General features: G+C 55.2%; 20 protein-coding genes and 1 tRNA gene. 2 read left to right on the plus strand and 19 right to left on the minus strand.

Features of this window, described 5'->3' with window-relative positions; all coding sequences use genetic code 11:
• Positions 1-20 precede the first annotated feature (20 nt).
• Entirely contained in the window at positions 21-719 is a 699-nt protein-coding gene (locus RGU70_RS13510) for a dienelactone hydrolase family protein (RefSeq protein ID WP_322209922.1), read from the plus strand.
• A 129-nt stretch (positions 720-848) separates the two neighbouring features.
• Here the strand turns inward: RGU70_RS13510 and RGU70_RS13515 are convergent, their stop codons facing one another.
• The 12 genes from RGU70_RS13515 to RGU70_RS13570 all read right to left on the minus strand — a co-directional run bounded on the left by RGU70_RS13515 (position 849) and on the right by RGU70_RS13570 (position 13,264).
• Positions 849-1,280, minus strand: a complete 432-nt coding sequence (locus tag RGU70_RS13515; RefSeq protein ID WP_322209923.1) for a MerR family transcriptional regulator — start codon at positions 1,278-1,280, stop codon at positions 849-851.
• Positions 1,281-1,283: 3 nt separating this feature from the next.
• On the minus strand, positions 1,284-1,700 hold the full coding sequence (locus tag RGU70_RS13520) for an integration host factor subunit alpha (RefSeq protein WP_322209924.1): 417 nt from the start codon (positions 1,698-1,700) through the stop codon (positions 1,284-1,286).
• A 143-nt stretch (positions 1,701-1,843) separates the two neighbouring features.
• Positions 1,844-4,270: a phenylalanine--tRNA ligase subunit beta gene (pheT, locus tag RGU70_RS13525; protein ID WP_322209925.1), complete on the minus strand. Its 2,427-nt coding sequence runs from the start codon at positions 4,268-4,270 to the stop codon at positions 1,844-1,846.
• A 96-nt stretch (positions 4,271-4,366) separates the two neighbouring features.
• The gene (gene pheS / locus RGU70_RS13530) at positions 4,367-5,383 is read right to left on the minus strand and encodes a phenylalanine--tRNA ligase subunit alpha (protein WP_322209926.1); all 1,017 of its coding nucleotides are present in this window, start codon (positions 5,381-5,383) and stop codon (positions 4,367-4,369) included.
• A gap of 248 nt (positions 5,384-5,631) precedes the next feature.
• Positions 5,632-5,994: a 50S ribosomal protein L20 gene (rplT, locus tag RGU70_RS13535; RefSeq protein ID WP_322209927.1), complete on the minus strand. Its 363-nt coding sequence runs from the start codon at positions 5,992-5,994 to the stop codon at positions 5,632-5,634.
• An 18-nt stretch (positions 5,995-6,012) separates the two neighbouring features.
• Positions 6,013-6,210, minus strand: a complete 198-nt coding sequence (gene rpmI / locus RGU70_RS13540) for a 50S ribosomal protein L35 (protein ID WP_322209928.1) — start codon at positions 6,208-6,210, stop codon at positions 6,013-6,015.
• Positions 6,211-6,435: 225 nt separating this feature from the next.
• Positions 6,436-6,972 carry a translation initiation factor IF-3 gene (infC, locus tag RGU70_RS13545; protein WP_322210802.1) on the minus strand — a complete coding sequence of 179 codons (537 nt, stop codon included), beginning with the start codon at positions 6,970-6,972 and terminating at the stop codon, positions 6,436-6,438.
• Between the two features lie 45 nt (positions 6,973-7,017).
• Positions 7,018-8,925, minus strand: coding sequence for a threonine--tRNA ligase (gene thrS / locus RGU70_RS13550; protein ID WP_322209929.1), 1,908 nt, complete (start codon positions 8,923-8,925; stop codon positions 7,018-7,020).
• 591 nt (positions 8,926-9,516) lie between these two features.
• Positions 9,517-9,593: transfer RNA gene (locus tag RGU70_RS13555), tRNA-Val, on the minus strand.
• 146 nt (positions 9,594-9,739) lie between these two features.
• The gene (locus RGU70_RS13560; RefSeq protein ID WP_322209930.1) at positions 9,740-12,001 is read right to left on the minus strand and encodes a bifunctional (p)ppGpp synthetase/guanosine-3',5'-bis(diphosphate) 3'-pyrophosphohydrolase; all 2,262 of its coding nucleotides are present in this window, start codon (positions 11,999-12,001) and stop codon (positions 9,740-9,742) included.
• 6 nt (positions 12,002-12,007) lie between these two features.
• Positions 12,008-12,358: a RidA family protein gene (locus RGU70_RS13565; protein ID WP_322209931.1), complete on the minus strand. Its 351-nt coding sequence runs from the start codon at positions 12,356-12,358 to the stop codon at positions 12,008-12,010.
• 36 nt (positions 12,359-12,394) lie between these two features.
• Positions 12,395-13,264 carry an alpha/beta hydrolase gene (locus RGU70_RS13570; RefSeq protein WP_322209932.1) on the minus strand — a complete coding sequence of 290 codons (870 nt, stop codon included), beginning with the start codon at positions 13,262-13,264 and terminating at the stop codon, positions 12,395-12,397.
• Positions 13,265-13,892: 628 nt separating this feature from the next.
• Here RGU70_RS13570 and RGU70_RS13575 point away from each other — a divergent pair.
• Positions 13,893-14,831 (plus strand): hypothetical protein, encoded by a 939-nt coding sequence (locus tag RGU70_RS13575; RefSeq protein WP_322209933.1) that lies wholly within the window; start codon positions 13,893-13,895, stop codon positions 14,829-14,831.
• Here RGU70_RS13575 and RGU70_RS13580 read toward each other — a convergent pair.
• Genes RGU70_RS13580 through RGU70_RS13605 form a run of 7 tightly spaced genes read right to left on the minus strand, consistent with a single transcriptional unit; the run spans position 14,826 to position 18,491 of the window.
• Entirely contained in the window at positions 14,826-15,359 is a 534-nt protein-coding gene (locus RGU70_RS13580; RefSeq protein ID WP_322209934.1) for a hypothetical protein, read from the minus strand. The two genes, RGU70_RS13575 and RGU70_RS13580, sit on opposite strands and share 6 nt — an antisense overlap.
• Positions 15,360-15,403: 44 nt before the next feature.
• Positions 15,404-15,526, minus strand: a complete 123-nt coding sequence (locus RGU70_RS17695) for a glycoside hydrolase family protein (protein ID WP_416186524.1) — start codon at positions 15,524-15,526, stop codon at positions 15,404-15,406.
• Complete coding sequence (locus RGU70_RS13585; protein WP_322209935.1) at positions 15,526-16,008, minus strand: glycoside hydrolase family 108 protein; 483 nt, start codon at positions 16,006-16,008, stop codon at positions 15,526-15,528. The genes RGU70_RS17695 and RGU70_RS13585 overlap by 1 nt, the downstream gene beginning before the upstream one ends.
• Positions 16,005-16,181, minus strand: coding sequence for a hypothetical protein (locus RGU70_RS13590; RefSeq protein WP_322209936.1), 177 nt, complete (start codon positions 16,179-16,181; stop codon positions 16,005-16,007). Before RGU70_RS13590 ends, RGU70_RS13585 begins: the two co-directional genes overlap by 4 nt.
• A gap of 1 nt (position 16,182) precedes the next feature.
• On the minus strand, positions 16,183-16,500 hold the full coding sequence (locus RGU70_RS13595; RefSeq protein ID WP_322209937.1) for a hypothetical protein: 318 nt from the start codon (positions 16,498-16,500) through the stop codon (positions 16,183-16,185).
• Positions 16,501-16,508: 8 nt separating this feature from the next.
• Positions 16,509-17,777: a hypothetical protein gene (locus tag RGU70_RS13600; protein ID WP_322209938.1), complete on the minus strand. Its 1,269-nt coding sequence runs from the start codon at positions 17,775-17,777 to the stop codon at positions 16,509-16,511.
• Between the two features lie 12 nt (positions 17,778-17,789).
• The gene (locus RGU70_RS13605; RefSeq protein WP_322209939.1) at positions 17,790-18,491 is read right to left on the minus strand and encodes a hypothetical protein; all 702 of its coding nucleotides are present in this window, start codon (positions 18,489-18,491) and stop codon (positions 17,790-17,792) included.
• Between the last annotated feature and the right edge of the window lie 34 nt (positions 18,492-18,525).

The following is an 18,525-nucleotide window of genomic DNA, read 5'->3' on the forward strand; positions in this document are numbered from 1 at the left end:
TTTGCCAACGAGGAATGACTATGACGACAAGCAGCCAGTGGATTGAGATTGATGCAGCCGACGGTAAATTTGGTGCCTACCTTGCGTTGCCACACACAGGCAAAGGGCCTGGCATTATTTTGATTCAGGAAATTTTCGGTGTGAATGCGCATATCCGCGCCGTTGCCGATCAATATGCCGCAGATGGCTATGTGGTGCTGGCACCGGATATCTTCTGGCGCGCGCAGCCGCGTGTCGAATTGGGCTACGCAGGTGAAGATTGGGACAAGGCAGTCAAGTTGATGCAGCAGACCGACTTTGACAAAGCCGTAGGCGATATTGCTTTATGCGGTAAAACTTTGCGCGCCTTGCCTCAGCTGGATGGCAAAGTCGCCATCATCGGTTATTGCATGGGCGGCATGCTGGCGTATAACGCAGCGGCTAAGGGACTGGTCGATGCGGCAATCGCCTATTACGGCGGCGGCATCCAGAATCAGTTGGAAAAAGCGGCATCGGTCAAAGTGCCTTTCCAGATGCATTTCGGCGAACTCGATACGCATATCCCGCTGGCGGAAGTGCAGAAAATCGGTGAGAAGTTTACCGATAACGATAATGTGGAAATTCACGTTTATCCGCTCGCCGAACATGGTTTCAATTGTTCGCACCGGGAATCGTATCAGCAACGTGCCGCCGCACTGGCGCACGGGAATTCGCTGGTTTTCTTAGGTGAAAATCTGTAAGTACGAGTAATAAGTAGGGGTAGTAACTGCCGGCGTATGTGTCGGCAGTAAATGCCGGTAGCAAACTCAGCGCCTGCAACGGGCGCTGATTGCATTGAACGCGACCCTATCCGCACCGCTGCCCCTGTTTTACTCGGGTGTCTCGCTTGCCGGTGGTTTCAGCAGGCTCAGGATGGCATGCAGCTCATCACGCATCGCCTCAATTTCAACGACCGACAGCGTGATCTGGCCGCTGGTATCGCCCTCGGCATCCAGGCTCTCATCCATATGCAAATGGGTATCGAGCTTGTTGCGCGCACCGCTGATGGTGAAACCTTGTTCATACAGTAAGTCGCGTATGCGTCGGATCAGCAAGACTTCGTGATGCTGATAATAACGGCGATTGCCGCGTCGCTTCACCGGCTTTAACTGGGTGAATTCCTGTTCCCAGTAACGCAGCACATGCGGCTTGACGCCGCACAGCTCGCTGACCTCGCCTATCGTGAAATAGCGTTTGGCCGGAATCGGAGGCAAGGCAGGCAATGGCGCCATTGCCGGTTTGATGCTGCGCTCATTGCTCATCGTTTAGGCAACCAGTGTCAGCGGTGTGGGGTGGGAGTTGAGTTCGACCATTTCCTTGAGTTTCTGACTGGCATGGAAGGTCACGACGCGCCGTGCGGTAATCGGGATTTCCTCACCAGTCTTGGGATTGCGGCCGGGACGCTGCGGCTTGTCGCGCAACTGAAAATTACCGTAACCGGAGAGTTTGACCGCTTCGCCGCGTTCCAGCGCGTTGCGGATTTCATCGAAGAATGTTTCCACCATGTCCTTGGCTTCACGCTTGTTCAAACCGACTTGTTCGAACAGCAATTCGGCCAGCTCTGCCTTGGTGAGTGTCGGCAAGCTTTTTTCGACCTGCGAGCGCGCCTGCGCTTCTTGCATGGCGCGCTGTAAATCGCCATCCAGCATCGAGAGCAAGTCCGACGAGATTATATTGTTCATTGCGCTACTGTCCCTGGCGTTGATTTGCACGTTTGCATAATGTTAAAGCGCCCGCTATAGAGCGAACGACTGCGGTGCGAATCCTCCGTTATTGACTGTTTCTCAACGTCTATCAATGTCTATCAATAACGGACAGTGCCACCTCAAGTGCGTAAGCGGGCGCCCAATTGCGCGCTGGCGGCAGCGATAAACGCCTGCATCGCCGCATCCACTGTATCGTCTTGAAGGGTGTTTTTAGTATCTTGCAAGGTAAATCGGAAAGCAAGGCTTTTTTCGTTAATTTCCAAGCCGGCGCCGTGATATTCATCAAATAAAACAATGGCTTGCAAGATCTCGCAATGTGTATTGCCGTGCTTTTCCGCCGTAAATACATCCAGCAGTTGCTGCACTTGTATTTGTTGATCGACTACCAGCGCCAGATCGCGGGTTACGGCCGGGAAACGGGAAATATCCGCGTAGGAAGGCAGGTCGCGCTGTTGCAAGGCTTCGGCATCGATTTCAAACACCAGCGGCGCTTGTGGCAGGTCATATTTCTGCTGCCATTGCGGATGCAGTTCGCCGATGTAACCGACATTAACCCCCTCGACGAAGACATGCGCGGAACGCCCCGGATGCAAGGCAGGATGTTCGCCTTTCACGAAGCGCACAGCGCGCGGCGCAAACAGCGCTTCCAGATCGGCTTTCAGGTCGAAGAAGTCGATTGCCCGGCTCTTCTGCCCCCATTGCTCATCGGCTGCTCCGCCAAAAGCCAGTGCCGTCACGCGCTTGGGCTGGTCGTAACCGGCCACAGTGAGCGGGCCGTCGGCCACCGCCGCATTGCGCAGATAGACGCCGCCGATTTCAAAAATACGCACACGCGCTGCCTTGCGGTTGAGGTTGTAGCGCAAGTTGGACACCAGACTGGCGATCAGCGAGGAACGCATCACGCTCATCTGGCTGGCAATCGGATTGAGCAGTTTGATCGGCTTCTGGTTATTGCAGAAATCCGCTTCCCAGGCGTCCTCAACAAAACTGAAGTTGATGACTTCCTGATAGTCCAGCGCGGCCAGCAGGTGGCGGATGTCAAACAGCGAACGGCGGTTTTCCGGTTCGATGCGCATGGTGTTGGGCGCTGTCGGGGGACGCGTCGGGATATTTTCAAAACCGTAGACGCGGGCGATTTCTTCGATCAGGTCTTCTTCGATTTCGATGTCGAAACGGTAGGACGGCGGCGTCACGGAAAACACACCTTCGGCCACGGTGAAGGCAAGGCCCAGACGGGTGAAAATATCGGCGATCTGATCTTGCAGGATATCGACGCCGATCACCTTGTTGGCCCGCGCCACGCGCAGACTGACCGGCGGACGGGCAGGCAGATTAGGCGACTGGTCGTCGACGGCACCAACACGGGTGTCTGGTGTGCCGCAGATTTCAAGAATCAGCGCCGTGATCCGTTCGAGATGTTCGACCGTGGTGGCGAAATCGACGCCGCGCTCGAAGCGGTGAGCCGCATCGGTGGAGAAATTGTAGCGGCGTGCCCGGCCCTGAATCGATTGCGGCCACCAGAAAGCGGCTTCCAGATAAATATTTTGCGTATCGAGGGTGACCGATGTAGCGTCGCCGCCCATGATGCCGGCCAGCGATTCGACCGACTGACTGTCGGCAACCACGCCAATCCATCCATCGACCTCGACGGTATTGCCATTGAGCAGCTTGAGCGATTCGCCCGGCTTGCCCCAACGGATTTCCAGGCCGCCGTGAATCTTGTCCAGATCGAAGACGTGCGAGGGGCGACCCAGTTCCAGCATGACGTAATTGGAGATATCAACCAGCGCCGAAATCGGACGCTGTCCGCTGCGCTCTAGCCGTTGCTTCATCCATTGCGGTGTTTCAGAACGGGCGTTCAGGCCGCGGATGATGCGGCCGGAAAAGCGGCCGCACAAGTCAGGGGCGGCGATATGCACCGGCAGCGTTTCATCCAGCGTGGCCTTGACTGGCGGCGACTGTGGCGCTAGCAGAGGCGTCCCGGTCAGCGCGGAGACTTCGCGCGCGACGCCCAGTATCGACAGGCAGTCGGCTTTGTTAGGCGTGAGCTTGATGGTGAATTTGAGGTCGTTAAGCTGGTAGTAGTCGCGGAAATTCTGTCCTACCGGCGCATCGTCAGCCAACTCCAGCAGGCCGCCTTGGTCGTCCGACAGTTTCAGTTCGCGTCCCGAGCACAACATGCCTTGCGATTCGACGCCACGCAATTGTCCTACCTGAATCACGAACGGTTTGCCGTCAGCGCCCGGCGGCAAGATCGCGCCAGCCATGGCGCACGGCACTTTCATGCCGACCCGTACATTCGGTGCGCCGCACACGATGTTGAGCAAGCCGCCGGTGTTGACGTCTACCTGGCAGACATTGAGTCTGTCGGCGTTCGGGTGCTTGGCGATCTCCATGATCTGACCGACGACGACATGGGAAAATGGCGGTGCGACCGGTTCGACCTGCTCCACTTCCATACCGGACATCGTGAGCAAATGGGCCAGATCGTCCGAAGTGATTTTCGGATCGACCATGGTACGGAGCCAGTTTTCAGAGAATTGCATATGCAGGACTTTCAGCTATCGACGTGAACGATGCGCAGAGGAGGGAGTGTGAACTCAACTTCTCCTGCGCAGCCGGGTGAACGAAAATGGATCGTGTCAATTGAATTGCTTGAGGAAGCGCAAATCGCCTTCGTAAAACAGGCGCAGGTCATCGACTCCGTAGCGCAGCATGGTCAGCCGTTCGAGGCCGGAGCCGAACGCGAAGCCGATGTAGCGTTCCGGATCGAGTCCCATATTGCGTACCACCGAGGGGTGTACCTGACCGGAACCGGAAACTTCCAGCCAGCGTCCTTTGAGCGGACCGCTACCAAAGGCGATATCGATTTCGGCGGATGGTTCGGTGAAGGGGAAATAGGAGGGGCGGAAGCGCACCTGCAAGTCATCCGTTTCGAAAAAGGCTTTGACGAAATTGAGGTAAACCCCTTTGAGGTCAGCAAAACTGATGTCTTCGGCGATCCATAAACCTTCGACCTGATGGAACATCGGCGAGTGGGTGGCGTCGCTGTCGACGCGATAAGTGCGGCCGGGGGCGATCACCTTGATTGGCGGCTTGTTCATGCGCGCATAGCGCACTTGCATCGGGCTGGTATGCGTGCGCAGCAGCAGCGGTTTGCCGTCGGTGTCATTACCTTCGATGTAGAAGGTGTCTTGCATCGAGCGTGCTGGGTGGTTTTCCGGGCTGTTGAGCGCGGTGAAATTGGTCCAGTCGGTTTCGATTTCGGGGCCGTCAGCCACGTCAAAACCAATCGAGCGGAAAATTTCTTCGACCCGCTGCCAGCTGCGCATGACGGGATGGATGCCGCCCATGCCGCGGCCGCGGCCCGGCAGGCTGACATCGATCGCTTCGGCATTGAGCCGCTCTTGCATTTGGGCGTTGCTCAGCGCATCGCGGCGAGCATTCAGCGCAGTTTCGATTTGTCCTTTGGCGGCGTTGATGACGGCGCCCTGGATTTTGCGTTCATCGGGATCTAGCTTACCGAGACCCTTCATTTGTTCCGTAATTTGTCCGGTTTTGCCCAGATAACGCGCTTTGGCGTTTTCCAGCGCGGCCACATCCGATGCAGCGGCAAAGTCAGCTTGCGCTTGTACGACGAGTTGTTCCAGGGGAGTCATGCTGTGTTTCTCGCTCCAAAAAAGACGCAAAGGAGGCTTGAAAGGGAGCTTAAAAGCCGGAAAGAATCTAGGGGTATCTGATCAAGCCAGAGTGCAATCGCTACGCTTTTCAGCGGTCCCGATTTAAAACGAAACGGGGCACAGGTTTTCGCCTCTGCCCCGCCTGATACTGCTCTGCCGCAATACTTATGCGGCAGGTAATGCTGTCTGCCATGTCTGTTCGACATCGCCGACGTCAAGAGCAAGTCTTAACGTGCTGCGATAACGACTTTGACTTGAGCGACAATCGCGGCAAAAGCCGGCTTGTCGGTCACGGCCATATCAGCCAGAACCTTACGGTCCAGTTCGATACAGGCACGCTTCAGACCATTCATGAATACGCTGTATGTCACGCCATGCTCACGGGAAGCGGCGTTAATACGAGCAATCCACAATGCGCGGAACACGCGCTTCTTGTTACGACGGTCACGGTATGCATATTGACCAGCGCGCATGACTGCTTGCTTGGCAATACGATAGACGGTACTGCGACGACCGCGGTAACCCTTGGCTTGGGCTAGGACTTTTTTATGACGGGCACGCGCTGTTACCCCACGTTTTACTCTAGGCATATTAGCTCCTGTGTGAGGTTAAGCGAACGGCAACATTGCACGTACAGACACCATGTTAGTCTCATGGACTCCCACAGTACCGCGCAATTGACGTTTGTTCTTGGTGGTCTTCTTGGTCAGGATGTGGCGTTTGAACGCTTGACCGCGCTTGACGGTTCCACCTGGACGGACGCGAAAACGCTTTTTAGCGCCGCTTTTCGTCTTCATTTTAGGCATGATGCTTCTGTCCTTTGGGGACAGCTCCATTTTTTATGATTGCAGGTGGCAACACTACGTTGCTCTTGGATGCCTGTTCTCACTTATTAGACAACAGGCCCGATAAAACCAGCCTGTTGCTTCTGCGTTGCAGCGCCATACCACCGGCACTACATCACAAAATCTGCCGCGACCTGTGATCTGCGGCGATTCTTGCTATCCGACTATTGTTTGAAGAATAGGGAATTACTTCTTTTTCTTTGGCGACAGCACCATGATCATCTGGCGGCCTTCCATCTTTGGCCACTGCTCGACCTGGCCGTAGGGCTCGAGATCCAGCTTCAGACGTTCCAGCATGCGCATACCGATTTCCTGGTGGGCCATTTCACGACCGCGGAAACGCAAGGTAATCTTGGTTTTATCGCCTTCGTCAAGGAAGCGTGTCAGGTTGCGCAGCTTGATGTCGTAATCGCCGTCATCCGTACCCGGCCGGAATTTAACTTCTTTGACCTGGATGATTTTTTGCTTCAGCTTGGCTTCGTGCGCCTTCTTCTGTTCCTGATACTTGAATTTGCCGTAGTCCATCAAACGGCAGACAGGAGGCTGGGCGGTCGGCGCGATTTCTACCAGATCCACATTTGCCTCTTCCGCTAAACGGAAGGCGTCTGCCAAATTCACGATGCCTAAAGCTTCGTTATTGACCCCGGATAAACGCAATTCAGGAGCGGTAATCTCGCCATTGATGCGATGCGACTTGTCAGTAGCTATTGTAGTTCCTTTGATATGTCCAATGAATAAGCCGTGCTCTGGCGCTACGGGTTTCCCCGGTCAGGCTTTGGTGTGCAGCTCTTCTTTGAGCCGCTCTACCAGTACATCGATCGGCATGACGCCCAGATCAATATTGCCCCGCGCTCGCACGGCCACTGTGTTCGCATCCCGTTCTTTGTCGCCCACCACTAAAATATAGGGGGGCTTCTGTAATGAATGCTGCCGTATTTTATAGGTAATTTTTTCATTACGCAAATCCGATTCAACTCTAAACCCTTGTTTTTTCAGTGTTTGTGTCAGATTCTTGACGTATTCGGCCTGTGCGTCGGAGATATTGAGGATCATTATCTGCGTAGGCGCCAGCCACAGAGGCATGGCACCAGCGTGATTTTCTATCAATATGGCAATGAAGCGCTCAAGCGAGCCGACAATCGCCCGATGCAGCATCACCGGCACCTGACGACCATTGTCCTCAGTCACATATTCGGCACCGAGGCGTTCCGGCATGGAAAAGTCTACCTGCATCGTGCCGCACTGCCAGGAGCGCCCGATCGAATCCTTGAGATGGTATTCAATCTTCGGACCATAGAATGCCCCCTCGCCCGGCAACTCTTCCCACTCGCTGCCGGAGGCACGGATCGCCTCGCGCAGCGCGTTCTCGGCCTTATCCCATACCGCTTCTTCGCCGATACGTTTTTCGGGACGCAGCGCCAGCTTGACCGCCACATTGGTAAATCCGAAATCTTTGTAGACCTCGAGCACGATCTTGTTGAATGCCGCAACCTCATCCTGCACCTGATTTTCGGTACAGAAAATATGACCGTCATCCTGCGTGAAGCCGCGCACCCGCATCATGCCGTGCAAAGCGCCGGAAGGCTCATTGCGGTGGCACTGACCAAATTCGCCGTAGCGCAATGGCAATTCGCGGTAGCTATGCAAGCCCGCGTTGTAAATCTGGATATGCCCGGGGCAGTTCATCGGCTTGAGCGCATAAGCACGATTTTCCGATTCGGTCGTAAACATATTGTCGCGGTAGTTATCCCAGTGACCGGTTTTTTCCCACAGCGAACGATCCAGAATCTGCGGCGCTTTGACTTCCTGATATCCATTGTCCTGATAGACGCGGCGCATGTATTGCTCCACCTGCTGCCAGATGGTCCAGCCCTTCGGATGCCAGAAAATCAGGCCCGGCGCTTCATCCTGAAAATGGAACAAATCCAGCGCCCGTCCGAGTTTGCGGTGATCGCGTTTTTCCGCTTCTTCCAGCATGTGCAGATACGCTTCCTGCTCTTCTTTTTTGGCCCAGGCAGTTCCGTAAATCCGTTGCAACATTTCGTTATTTGAATCGCCGCGCCAGTAAGCGCCTGCCAGCTTCATCAGCTTGAACACCTTCAGCTTGCCCGTCGATGGCACATGCGGCCCGCGGCACAGATCGGTAAACGCACCTTCGGTGTAGAGAGAGACTTCCTGATCCTGAGGAATCGACGCAATGATTTCGGACTTGTAGGCCTCGCCTATCGATGTGAAATACTCAACGGCAGCATCGCGGGCAAGCACCGTGCGCACGACCGGCTCGTCCTTTTTAGCCAGTTCAGCCATCTTTTTTTCAATCGCAATCAAATCATCCGGAGTAAACGGGCGCTTATAGGCAAAGTCGTAAAAGAAGCCGTTTTCGATGACCGGGCCAATCGTCACCTGCGCATCAGGAAACAATTCCTTGACGGCGTAGGCCAGCAAATGCGCGGTGGAATGGCGAATCACATCCAGACCCTCGGGGTCTTTATCCGTGATGATGGCGAGATCGGCATCCTTTTCAATCAGGAAAGACGTGTCGACCACCGTGCCGTCGACCTTGCCCGCCAGCGCGGCTTTGGCCAGGCCGGCACCAATACTGGCAGCGACCTGAGCAACGGTTTGCGGGGCATCGAACTGACGCAGGGAACCATCGGGAAGTCGGATTGAAATCATGTGCACTCCATGGGCGCGTGGCGCCGCTTTTGTTGTTGAACTATTCGAAAACAGGAAATGAAAGACGAAAAAAAACGCGTACCAGCCGCGCTCTTTCAATATGCAGAAAGCTGCCGGCTAAGGTCGCGTGATCGTGCTTGTACTCGTTCGCGGTGTCATAACCGGCGTGCCTTTCTTTCTCTTACAACTCGCATTTACAAAACAATGAGCGCGCTGCGCCCGGGTTGCGCCGCAGTATAACAGAGTAAGGGGGAAGCCGATGAATGCATCAGGTAAGCACTACCGATATGAGAGCAGACTCCCGGCACCCAGTCCTATCTGAAAAGTGGCGCCGCGCAAGGATGAATCTACTCTGATATCGGCAGTGTCGGCACGCTCTCGCATGCACGACAGAACGAATCTGTCTTTCTCAATACCGAAACTCATCATTGGATTGTCGGCCTCAGCAACGCAGGGTTGCTGTTTTTATCTCGCCTGTTCCAGGTTAACCACAACTGCCAACCAAGGAAGGGGAGGAAAGACCGACTGAAGAAATACGGTGGGCAAATGAATCACCCTAGGAAACCAGAATTCTTACCACATCAAGAAATCTGGTAGGCACGATTGGACTCGAACCAACGACCCCTACCATGTCAAGGTAGTGCTCTAACCAGCTGAGCTACGCGCCTAAAGAAGCAAGATTATAGGGGGCTTTCTTGTTTATGGCTAGGCCTTTTCACAATTAATAATAAAAAGACTTCGAAAGACTTCCATTAAGCGCTCATGCTTTAGCAAAATCGCTATGCGCAAGGCGCAATGGGCAATGTTTGATTAGTTAGTGCCGCTTCACTTCCTGCACCCCACTGACTTCAGAAATCACGCCCAATGCCTTCTGCAACTGCTCCGTGGACGCAATTTCCGCCGTAAACGCCATCCGCGCCTGTCCCTTGATCGATTGGGTACTGACACCAACCACGTTGATTTTCTCGCGCAAGAGAATTTCTGAAATATCCCTCAGCAAACCCTGCCGGTCACTGGCAAGAATATAAATATCAACCGGATAAACCGTGTCCTTCCCCGAACTGCCCCAAGTTGTAAGAATGACGCGTTCCGGTGCTTTGGAACTCATCTCCACAAAATTCTTGCAACCGGCACGATGAATCGATACCCCCTTGCCACGCGTGACGAAACCCACAATCACATCAGGAGGCGCCGGTTTGCAGCATCGCGCCAGCTGCGTCATCAAGCCGTCCGTCCCCACGACCAGCACACCCGACTTGGCACCCTGCTCCACGCTGGACGCGCGACTCTTGCGGGTAATCGCCGCACCCTCATCAATATCAACCGGCTTATCCTGCTCATCGCTGCGCAAGGCATGTTCCACCGTGCGCAAACTGAATTCATCCTTACCTACCGACAACAACAAATCTTCCAGCTTGGGAAACCCCAGCTTGCGCGCCAGTTCTTCCAGATTGACCGCCGTCTTGCCCTCGCGCTGCAAAGTTTTTTCAATCAGCGAACGACCGCTTGCCAGCGTCTCCTGCTGATCAATGACATTGAACCAGGCCCGCACTTTGGAACGGGTACGGTTGCTTGCCGTATAGCCAGGACTGAGCCAGTCGCGCGAAGGCCCCGCCACACCCTGCCCGCTCTTGGCGGTAATAATTTCAACCGTCTGTCCGTTTTTCAGTGCCGTATTCAGCGGCACCATCGCCCCGTCCACGCGCGCGCCGCGGCAGCGGTGGCCAACGTCGCTATGCAGGTAGTACGCGAAATCGATCGGTGTCGCACCGCTAGGCAATTCAATCACGCGCGCCTGCGGCGTGAGGACATAGATATGCTCATCGAGTGTGGTCGATTTAAGCTTTTCCACCCAATCCCGATGAATTTCTTCCTGCCCGACTACCGCGCTAGAAACCTCCGTCTTCCAGGCCAGCAACTGTCTCAGCCAGGCGATTTTTTCATCGTATTTTTGCGCGGCGAAATCCGAACCGCCGCTTTCCTTATAACGCCAGTGCGCCGCCACGCCATATTCAGCGAAATGGTGCATCTCGTGCGTGCGGATCTGCACTTCCAGCGCACGACCGTCTTCGGCCAGCACCACCGTATGCAAAGATTGATAACCGTTAGGCTTGGGACGGGAAATGTAATCGTCGAATTCTTCGGGCAAGGGCGCCCAGATATTGTGGACAATGCCGAGCACCGCGTAGCAACTTTTCACATCATCGACAATGACCCGAAAAGCACGCACATCATGCAGCTCAGAAAAGTCCAGCGATTTGCCGCGCATCTTGTTCCAGATGCTGAAAATATGCTTGGGACGGCCCGACACCTCGACCCTGATCTCGGCCGCTGCCAGTTCGGCCCGCAGGCGCTCGATAGCACCACCGACGAAGCTTTCGCGCTCCATCCGTTTTTCTTCAAGCATGCGGGCGATGCGTTTATAGGTGGACGGATCGATGAAGCGGAAGGACAAATCTTCCAGCTCCCATTTGACTTGCCAGATACCAAGCCGGTTAGCCAGCGGCGCATATAAATCCAGCGTCTCGCGGGCGTACTGCGCCAACTGCTCATTGTCCTGCTTGAGTTCCGCGAAATAGCGCAAAGTCGTCACGCGCGACGCCAGACGTACCAGCACCACGCGCATGTCCGTCGCCATCGCCAGCAACATCTTGCGCAAAGTTTCCACTTGCGACGCGGCTTGCTGCACCGAATTCTTGCCGCGCATGACCTCCGGCGACTGCTTGAAAGTCAGACTGTGAAACCGCATCAACTGACGGATGCCGTCCACCAGATCAGCAATTTCCTTGCCGAACCGCAGCTCTATCTGCTGCGCCAGTTCTGACTCGGGCGCAACCAATCCCACCTCAAACAACAAGGCGGCAATCCGCGTTTCGGCATCGGCTTTCAAATCGCCGAGGACTACGGCAACGCCCTGCGAAAATTGAAACGCATCCTGGCCTGAGCCGATCGGCACACCCGAAAACAAGGGCTGCACCAGATCGTAGGCGAGCAGCACACGGTCGCTATCCTCCGGACTCAGACCGGCAACGATGCGAGTAAACGCGTCGCTTTGCGGCGCGGCAATCGAAACCATGGTTACCTACTTCTGCGCGGCGACGACAACAACTTCAACCAGCACCTCAGGACGCGCCAGCTTGGATTCCACGGTAGCGCGAGGCGGCGTATGACCTGGCACAACCCAGCCGTCCCACACCGCGTTCATTCCGGCAAAATCCTTGATGTTCGCCAGAAAAATCTGGCAAGACAAAATGCGATCCTTGCCGCTGCCGGCTTCGATCAGTAAACGCTCAACGTGCGCCAGCACTTCGCGTGTCTGGCCATCGATACCTTGGGAAAGGTCATCAGGTACCTGTCCGGCCAGATACACCACACCTTGATGTATGGCGGCATCGGAGAGGCGGGCGCCTACGTGCAATCGTGTCAGTGTCATGTTGTACCTTTTTAATTGTCTATGAAAAAACTGCGCTTATTCCGCCAGCAAAAATTCGCGCACGGGAGTGATCTGTTCCGTATGTAAAAACGTCGGCGCATGCCCGACATCGGCAAATTCAATCAGCCTGGCCTTCGGCCCGCGCTGCGTCATCGCCGCCGCTGTCTCCGGCGCCAGCAAATCGGAATGTTCGCCACGGATAAGTAAAGTCGGGCAAGTCATCGCATCGTAAGCGGCCCACAACATCTGCTCGCCCATTTGCACGCTCTCCGGCGTCGCCGTCAGGAATGGCTGCGCCAGACCCGGATCGTAATGCCGCATCCACTTGCCATCGGCATCCTGGCGCAAGACATCGGCCGCCAGTTTGTGCCATTCCTCATCGGTATGCGTACCGAAGCTGAGGGAAATGGCGCGAATGTATTGCGCTGCCTCGTCGAAGCTCGAAAATTTTATTTCCTGGCCGATATATTGACCAATGCGCGCCAACGCCTCGGCCTGCAAAGTCGGTCCGATATCGTTGAGCACCAGCCTGCGGATGGGATTGCCCGGCAGCGATGCCAACCCCATGCCGATCAGCCCACCCATCGACGTGCCAAGCCAGTCCACGGTTTCCGCATTCAGACGCGCCAGCAAAGTCACCATGTCGCTGACATATTGCGGAACTACATAATATTGTGGCGCCTTTAACCAGCCGGAGCGCCCGCGACCCACGATATCCGGGCACACGACGCGATAGGTATCGCTCAACTCACGCGCAATCCGGTCGAAATCGTCCGACACGCGTGTCACGCCGTGGACGCAGAGCAAGACATTGGGATTGTGCGCATCGCCCCACTCCTGATAGGCCATCGTGTGCAAACCCGCAGGCGAGATGCATTGAACTGTTTTGTGTACCGGATGCGTCATGGTCGGAAAAGTCCAAAAGTGAAGAGACTCATTCTACTCCTCGTCCCTCCGGGACGGCCCGGGAAGCGGCCGAAGCACGGCGCTGCAATTTAATTCCTGACGCGCCTGCTGCGACAGCGCGCGGCACTGCTATAATGCCCCCCTTACAAATGCAGCAGTTGCAAACGTGTACTACGCCCGAGTGGTGAAATCGGTAGACACAAGGGACTTAAAGCAATTTGAGCCCTCCGGAGGAAACTCCAGAGGTGACGCCCGTCAAATTCGGTGAAACCCCTGGATGCCACAAGCATCCGAGACAACGCCGAGCCAAGCCCCCGTTCCGCAAGGCACGAGGGAAGGTGTAGAGAGCAGACGGCGGGCACCTACGGCAAAGCGGTCATACGCAGCGCTACGGTGAAGGCGTGCTCCAGACCACGAACATTTTTTCTTTTTGAAAAACTGGCGGCGAAAGCCGAAGTGGTAAGAAAATCCCTCGACCTAACAGTCGTGCCGGTTCAAGTCCGGCCTCGGGCACCAATACAAGGAAAATGGGAACGCGTGTTTACGTGTTCTCCTATGTGGAGCAGGATGGTTATTAATGTGGGATACTTAGCTCCCCGCACGAAACCCGCACAGTAATCCCGCACACATGGCCTATATACGAAAATACCGAGATAAGTGGCGCGCAGAAGTGCAGCGCCACGGTTTTCGCGTGACGCACGTCACCGAAACAAAACGCGAGGCGCAAGCCTGGGCGCTCAAGAAAGAAGCTGAACTGGACACGCTGCAAGGCAGCGGGGGTAAAACCCTAGGCGATGCCGTTGAGCATTACAAGAAGACCGTCAGCGTCACGAAGCGCAATCCCGAATGGGAAGCACGGCGCTTCGATTCCATGCTTGCCCACTTCGGCTATGCCACCAGGCTGGCGGATATAGATAGCGCAGTCATGGGGGTATGGCGTGACAAGCGACTGGAAACCGTTTCCGGTTCCACCGTCTTACGCGAAGCGAATCTATTACGCCACCTGTTCAGCCTGGCCGTGGATGAATGGCGCTGGCTGGATCGCAATCCCTTCAAAGGGGTGCGTCTCCCCGCCGAAAACGAAGCCCGATTCCAGCGCTGGCGCTGGCAACAGATCAAGCGTGTTTTGCGTGCTGGCCAGCGATCAGGTGGCAAGATAGGCGAGATGACGCACGCGTTTCACATATCACTGCGTACTGCCATGCGGATGTCGGAAGTGCTGAACGCCCCTGAAGGTTATGATCCCGCACGCCAGGTGGTTGTACTTCCCCGCACGAAGACAGGCGGCCGTGAAGAAGTACCCGTCGGCCGGATCGCTGCGAAGCTACTCGCCTCCACGGTCTTTACTGTTACCCCAAGCGTGGGGAGCGTGTTGTTTTCTAAGCTTTGCCGCCAGCAACTAATTAAAGACCTGACGTTTCACGATGCACGCGCTACCGCGTTGACGCTACTGGCGCGCAAAGTGGACGTGATGGTTCTCGCCCGGATCAGCCGACACAAAGATATTAGCTTGCTGCACCGGGTGTATTACCGAGAATCGTCGGACGAGATCGCCGCGAAGTTATGACTTCGGCGGGGTGCTATTGGCCAGCAAGACATCCTTTTGCTGACTTCCCGCGCTGGAACCGAAATAGAAGCCGATAACCTGTTCGCACTTCGCGGACAAGTATCCGACCAGTGTACCGGCCAGGGCGCTATCGACTTTCGAGTAACCCATTAGCGTACCGGCCACCATTGCGACAAACGCACCGACGATCAGGAACGCCAATGTCGGGACAGTGATTGCCCGGGTGCTGACCTGCATGCCGCGTGCGCTGGCACGATCACTTACTTCTTGCGCGTACATTTGCTGCGCGTGGTTCAAGTGAAGTTGCAGCATCGTTTCCGTGTGCGTCTCCTGGAACTCCTTTGCTTTCTCCACGGCGTCGGCATTCGCGGTCAGCGTCGCCAGTAGGTCTTCAGGCTTATCACTACCGGAACCAATGGCGGCCGCCAAGGCGCTACCGATGGCCGCGCCGCCAGGTATAGGGAGGATTGCGCCTAGGAGCGGCAAGCCAAGTTTAGCGAGTGATTCGCCGAATGCTTTCAGGTCCATGTCAATCCTTGTCAATGTATCGTCAATCTTTTGTCAATCTTGTGTCAATCTTTTACGTCAAACCTTGCGGCTTCCAGGGCACGGCGCTTGACCAGTCCAGGCAACACCCGTCCGCCTCCGCGCACCCACTTGGCAAACTGCGCAAGTGCAAGTGCGATTGGTAGCATTATTCGGCTCCTATCTTTAGATTGTCGGCAATGCGGTTTGACCAGCCCTTGCCAAAGGTGGGCCACGTTTCGAGTGATGTGAAATATCGGATGCGCAAGCTGTTCCAACGCATGATGAATTTAAGCGGGTCAGTTGCGGCAACTGCGGCAATGGTTACAGCGCCTAGCAGCCCATCGGCTTTTACTCCCGCAGCACCTTGCATCCAAATGACCGGGTGACCGCCGTTGTAATTCGCGTCGAAAATCTGGAAGGCAACGCGAGGATCAAATTCATCCAGGCGCAGCGGGTCCCAGTACTGTTTTTTTGCAATTGCCTTGGCAGTTTCAATTGGCAGATCGCGCATGGCACCGGCATACCCAAATGCACGCGCCACTCTCAAAGTCACGCCGTACATAGTTTCGCCGCCCGGGTCCGCTGGATTATTGACGTACCCGCCTTCATTGCCGATCAGCCGACTAAATGCATCATCGAATGAAGTCATTTTGTCGGCACCCATCCATGACTAGCAAGCCATAGGTAAATCATTCCGGCGAAAGCACTTGCCACCAGCCCGGATAACGTCCACTTTCCGAACGTAGCGAACTGCGAATCCAGCCATTCGCGTAGTGCTTCTTTGACAGCCTCTTTTTGTACGTCTTTATCGATATCGGGCATCTTAGATTCCAGTTGGTTTTTCAGGTTTGGTTGGCAGCGCTTGCGTCGGATCGCCGCTGATCAATTTGCGAAGTACCCGAAGCGCAATATCGTATTGAAGCCATGCCGGAGGATAGGCGACTCCGGCCTTCCCGCAACGGGTGTAAATCACATCGTTGGCTTCGAGTTCGGCCTGCACGGTTTGCTGGAATTTCTCCCAAGCGGCAACGGTCTGAGTAACGGCGGCGGCAGTTGCATTCGCCACCCATTCGGCTAATTGTGCTGTTTCTTCATCTGCGGTAAGTTCGATGGTTACGCCATCAACGATTTTTGTAAGCATGATTTTCCTTAGAAGGCGCGTTTCTTACCGTAAAGAGTAAATGTTCCACTGGCTATGTTCCCGGCAGCAAAAAACAATCGGAAGCCACTTAGGGCGGCAGCAGGGATTGAAACTTCTCCAAACCCCAGAGTTCCACCAAAGTTTCCACCAGTATTAAAGTAATTTCCTTGGTGCGTAAGAACTTTATTATTAGTAGTACTTGCAGCGCCTAACAGCTTGAAAGACCCAGTTGTCCCTCCTCCAGTAGCTAAGTTATTAACAATCCCCCCTGGTGTTAGATAGATTAAGGAATCACCGGTAACTCCCCCAGGATTTGAAGCTGTATTGAGAAAAGCATAATTTGCATGTGTATAGACTGCCGTTGACTGCACCACACCGGCAACTGCTGCACGAAAGCTTAAAGTATCTGAAGTAGCTACAGGAATAATACAAGTGTAGAAAAGTTCAAAGCTCTCATACGTCGCATTATCCAGAGTGAAGTCAAGGAATGCCGTACTAGAAGAAACTACTACGCTCCGAATAGGAACATCCCCCACCGGCACGCCACTGTGGTCAGCCCGCAAGATGCTTAGATTGGCTACGCTCAAACCTGAATCAAGCACTTGCGACAAGTCCATTTGCATAGTCACTGTTGTCAACGCACCAAAGACACTGGTGACGATGGAGCCATACACCATGCCAGCTGTCGTCGTGAATTGGAGGCGGCGTCCGACGTGGAATTCTGTTGCTTGATTACCGGTCAGCGAGAAGGAATTTGCACTGATATACGTAGGCGTCAGACCGGACGCCAGCCATTGCGAACCTACCGAAACCGCCGTGGCCGGGTTTAGCAAAACGTAAGCGTTCAGTGTGGCGCTATACACAAGCCCCATCGGGTACCCGGCTGTACCCGTATCTCCCGGTGCGAGTTGCTGACCGCTGCCCTTTAGAATACTTTTCGACGCCTGCACGGTAGCGCCCAACGTCAACACCAGTGCGGCGTTGCTAGTGTTCGCACCGGACGAGATAAGCATGATTTGTTGGCCGTTCGTCAGCGCCGTGGCATTGACGGTGGGTAGCGTGGCCGTAAGAGCGTTGACGGTACCGCCAGTGGTTGCGGTATTGAGCAAGCCGGTTTGCACGTCCGATACCCTTGCCAGGGGAAAACCCCCCGTTGTTGCGCCGTCATTGACGACGAGAGTATTTTTCGTGGTATCCACGAAAACCTCCCCCGCCGCTCCGGTAGCAACTGCGATATTCGCCGACGTATCCCTGCGAAGTTTAAGTGCGCTGGACATGCTTACTCCTAATTAGTGAACCGTTCCGAGATCGATGACGGTGGCCGGCGGCGTGTCGCTAACGAATCCGAGATCGAAGTTATTGAAAGTGACGATGCCCGCCGCGAGTTGCGTGTTCGAGTAGTTGAGCGCGGCGGCCGCTGCGACGGACGCGGTGGCGCTATTGGCCGCCGCCGCTGCGCTACTGGCCGCACTGGACGACGACGCGGCGCTGGCGCCAGTGAAGTCGATATTTGTAATGCTGTTGCCTGCGGCGTTCCAGCCCAAGCCAAGCCCGGCTTTTGGCGCGGGAAGCGTAGTGCTGATGCCGGAGGATTGAAGGGGTATCTGAATGGAATTGCCCACCGAAGTGGCTAACTGCTGAATAAGGATCGTCAGATAATCCAGCGCATTGTTGACGGTTTGCGGGTAGAAGTTCCCGGCATTCGTGAGATTGGTTTGTTGAAGTTCGGCCACCTGGCTCGTCATCGTCAACAGGTACCCGGCAGCGGGAGCGCTCACCAGCGTAACGCTCCCGCCGGGGGAAGTATCCTGGTTGCTATTGAGCGTCACGCTATACGCGGATGTCAGCGCCAATACGGTGTTGTTGCCCGACGTGTTGGTAAGCAGCACCAGCACGTCTGATGCCTGGAACACTTTGAACGCGAACGGGAACGCAGTTTGAAGACCCGTTCCGGCGTAAGGCCCTGCAAGGCGCGTGGTACTGGTAATCATGTGGGATGCCCTCTATCAATGCCGAGAGTTTCCA

The sequence above is a fragment of the Herbaspirillum sp. RTI4 genome (assembly GCF_034313965.1).
Classification (GTDB): domain Bacteria; phylum Pseudomonadota; class Gammaproteobacteria; order Burkholderiales; family Burkholderiaceae_D; genus Herbaspirillum.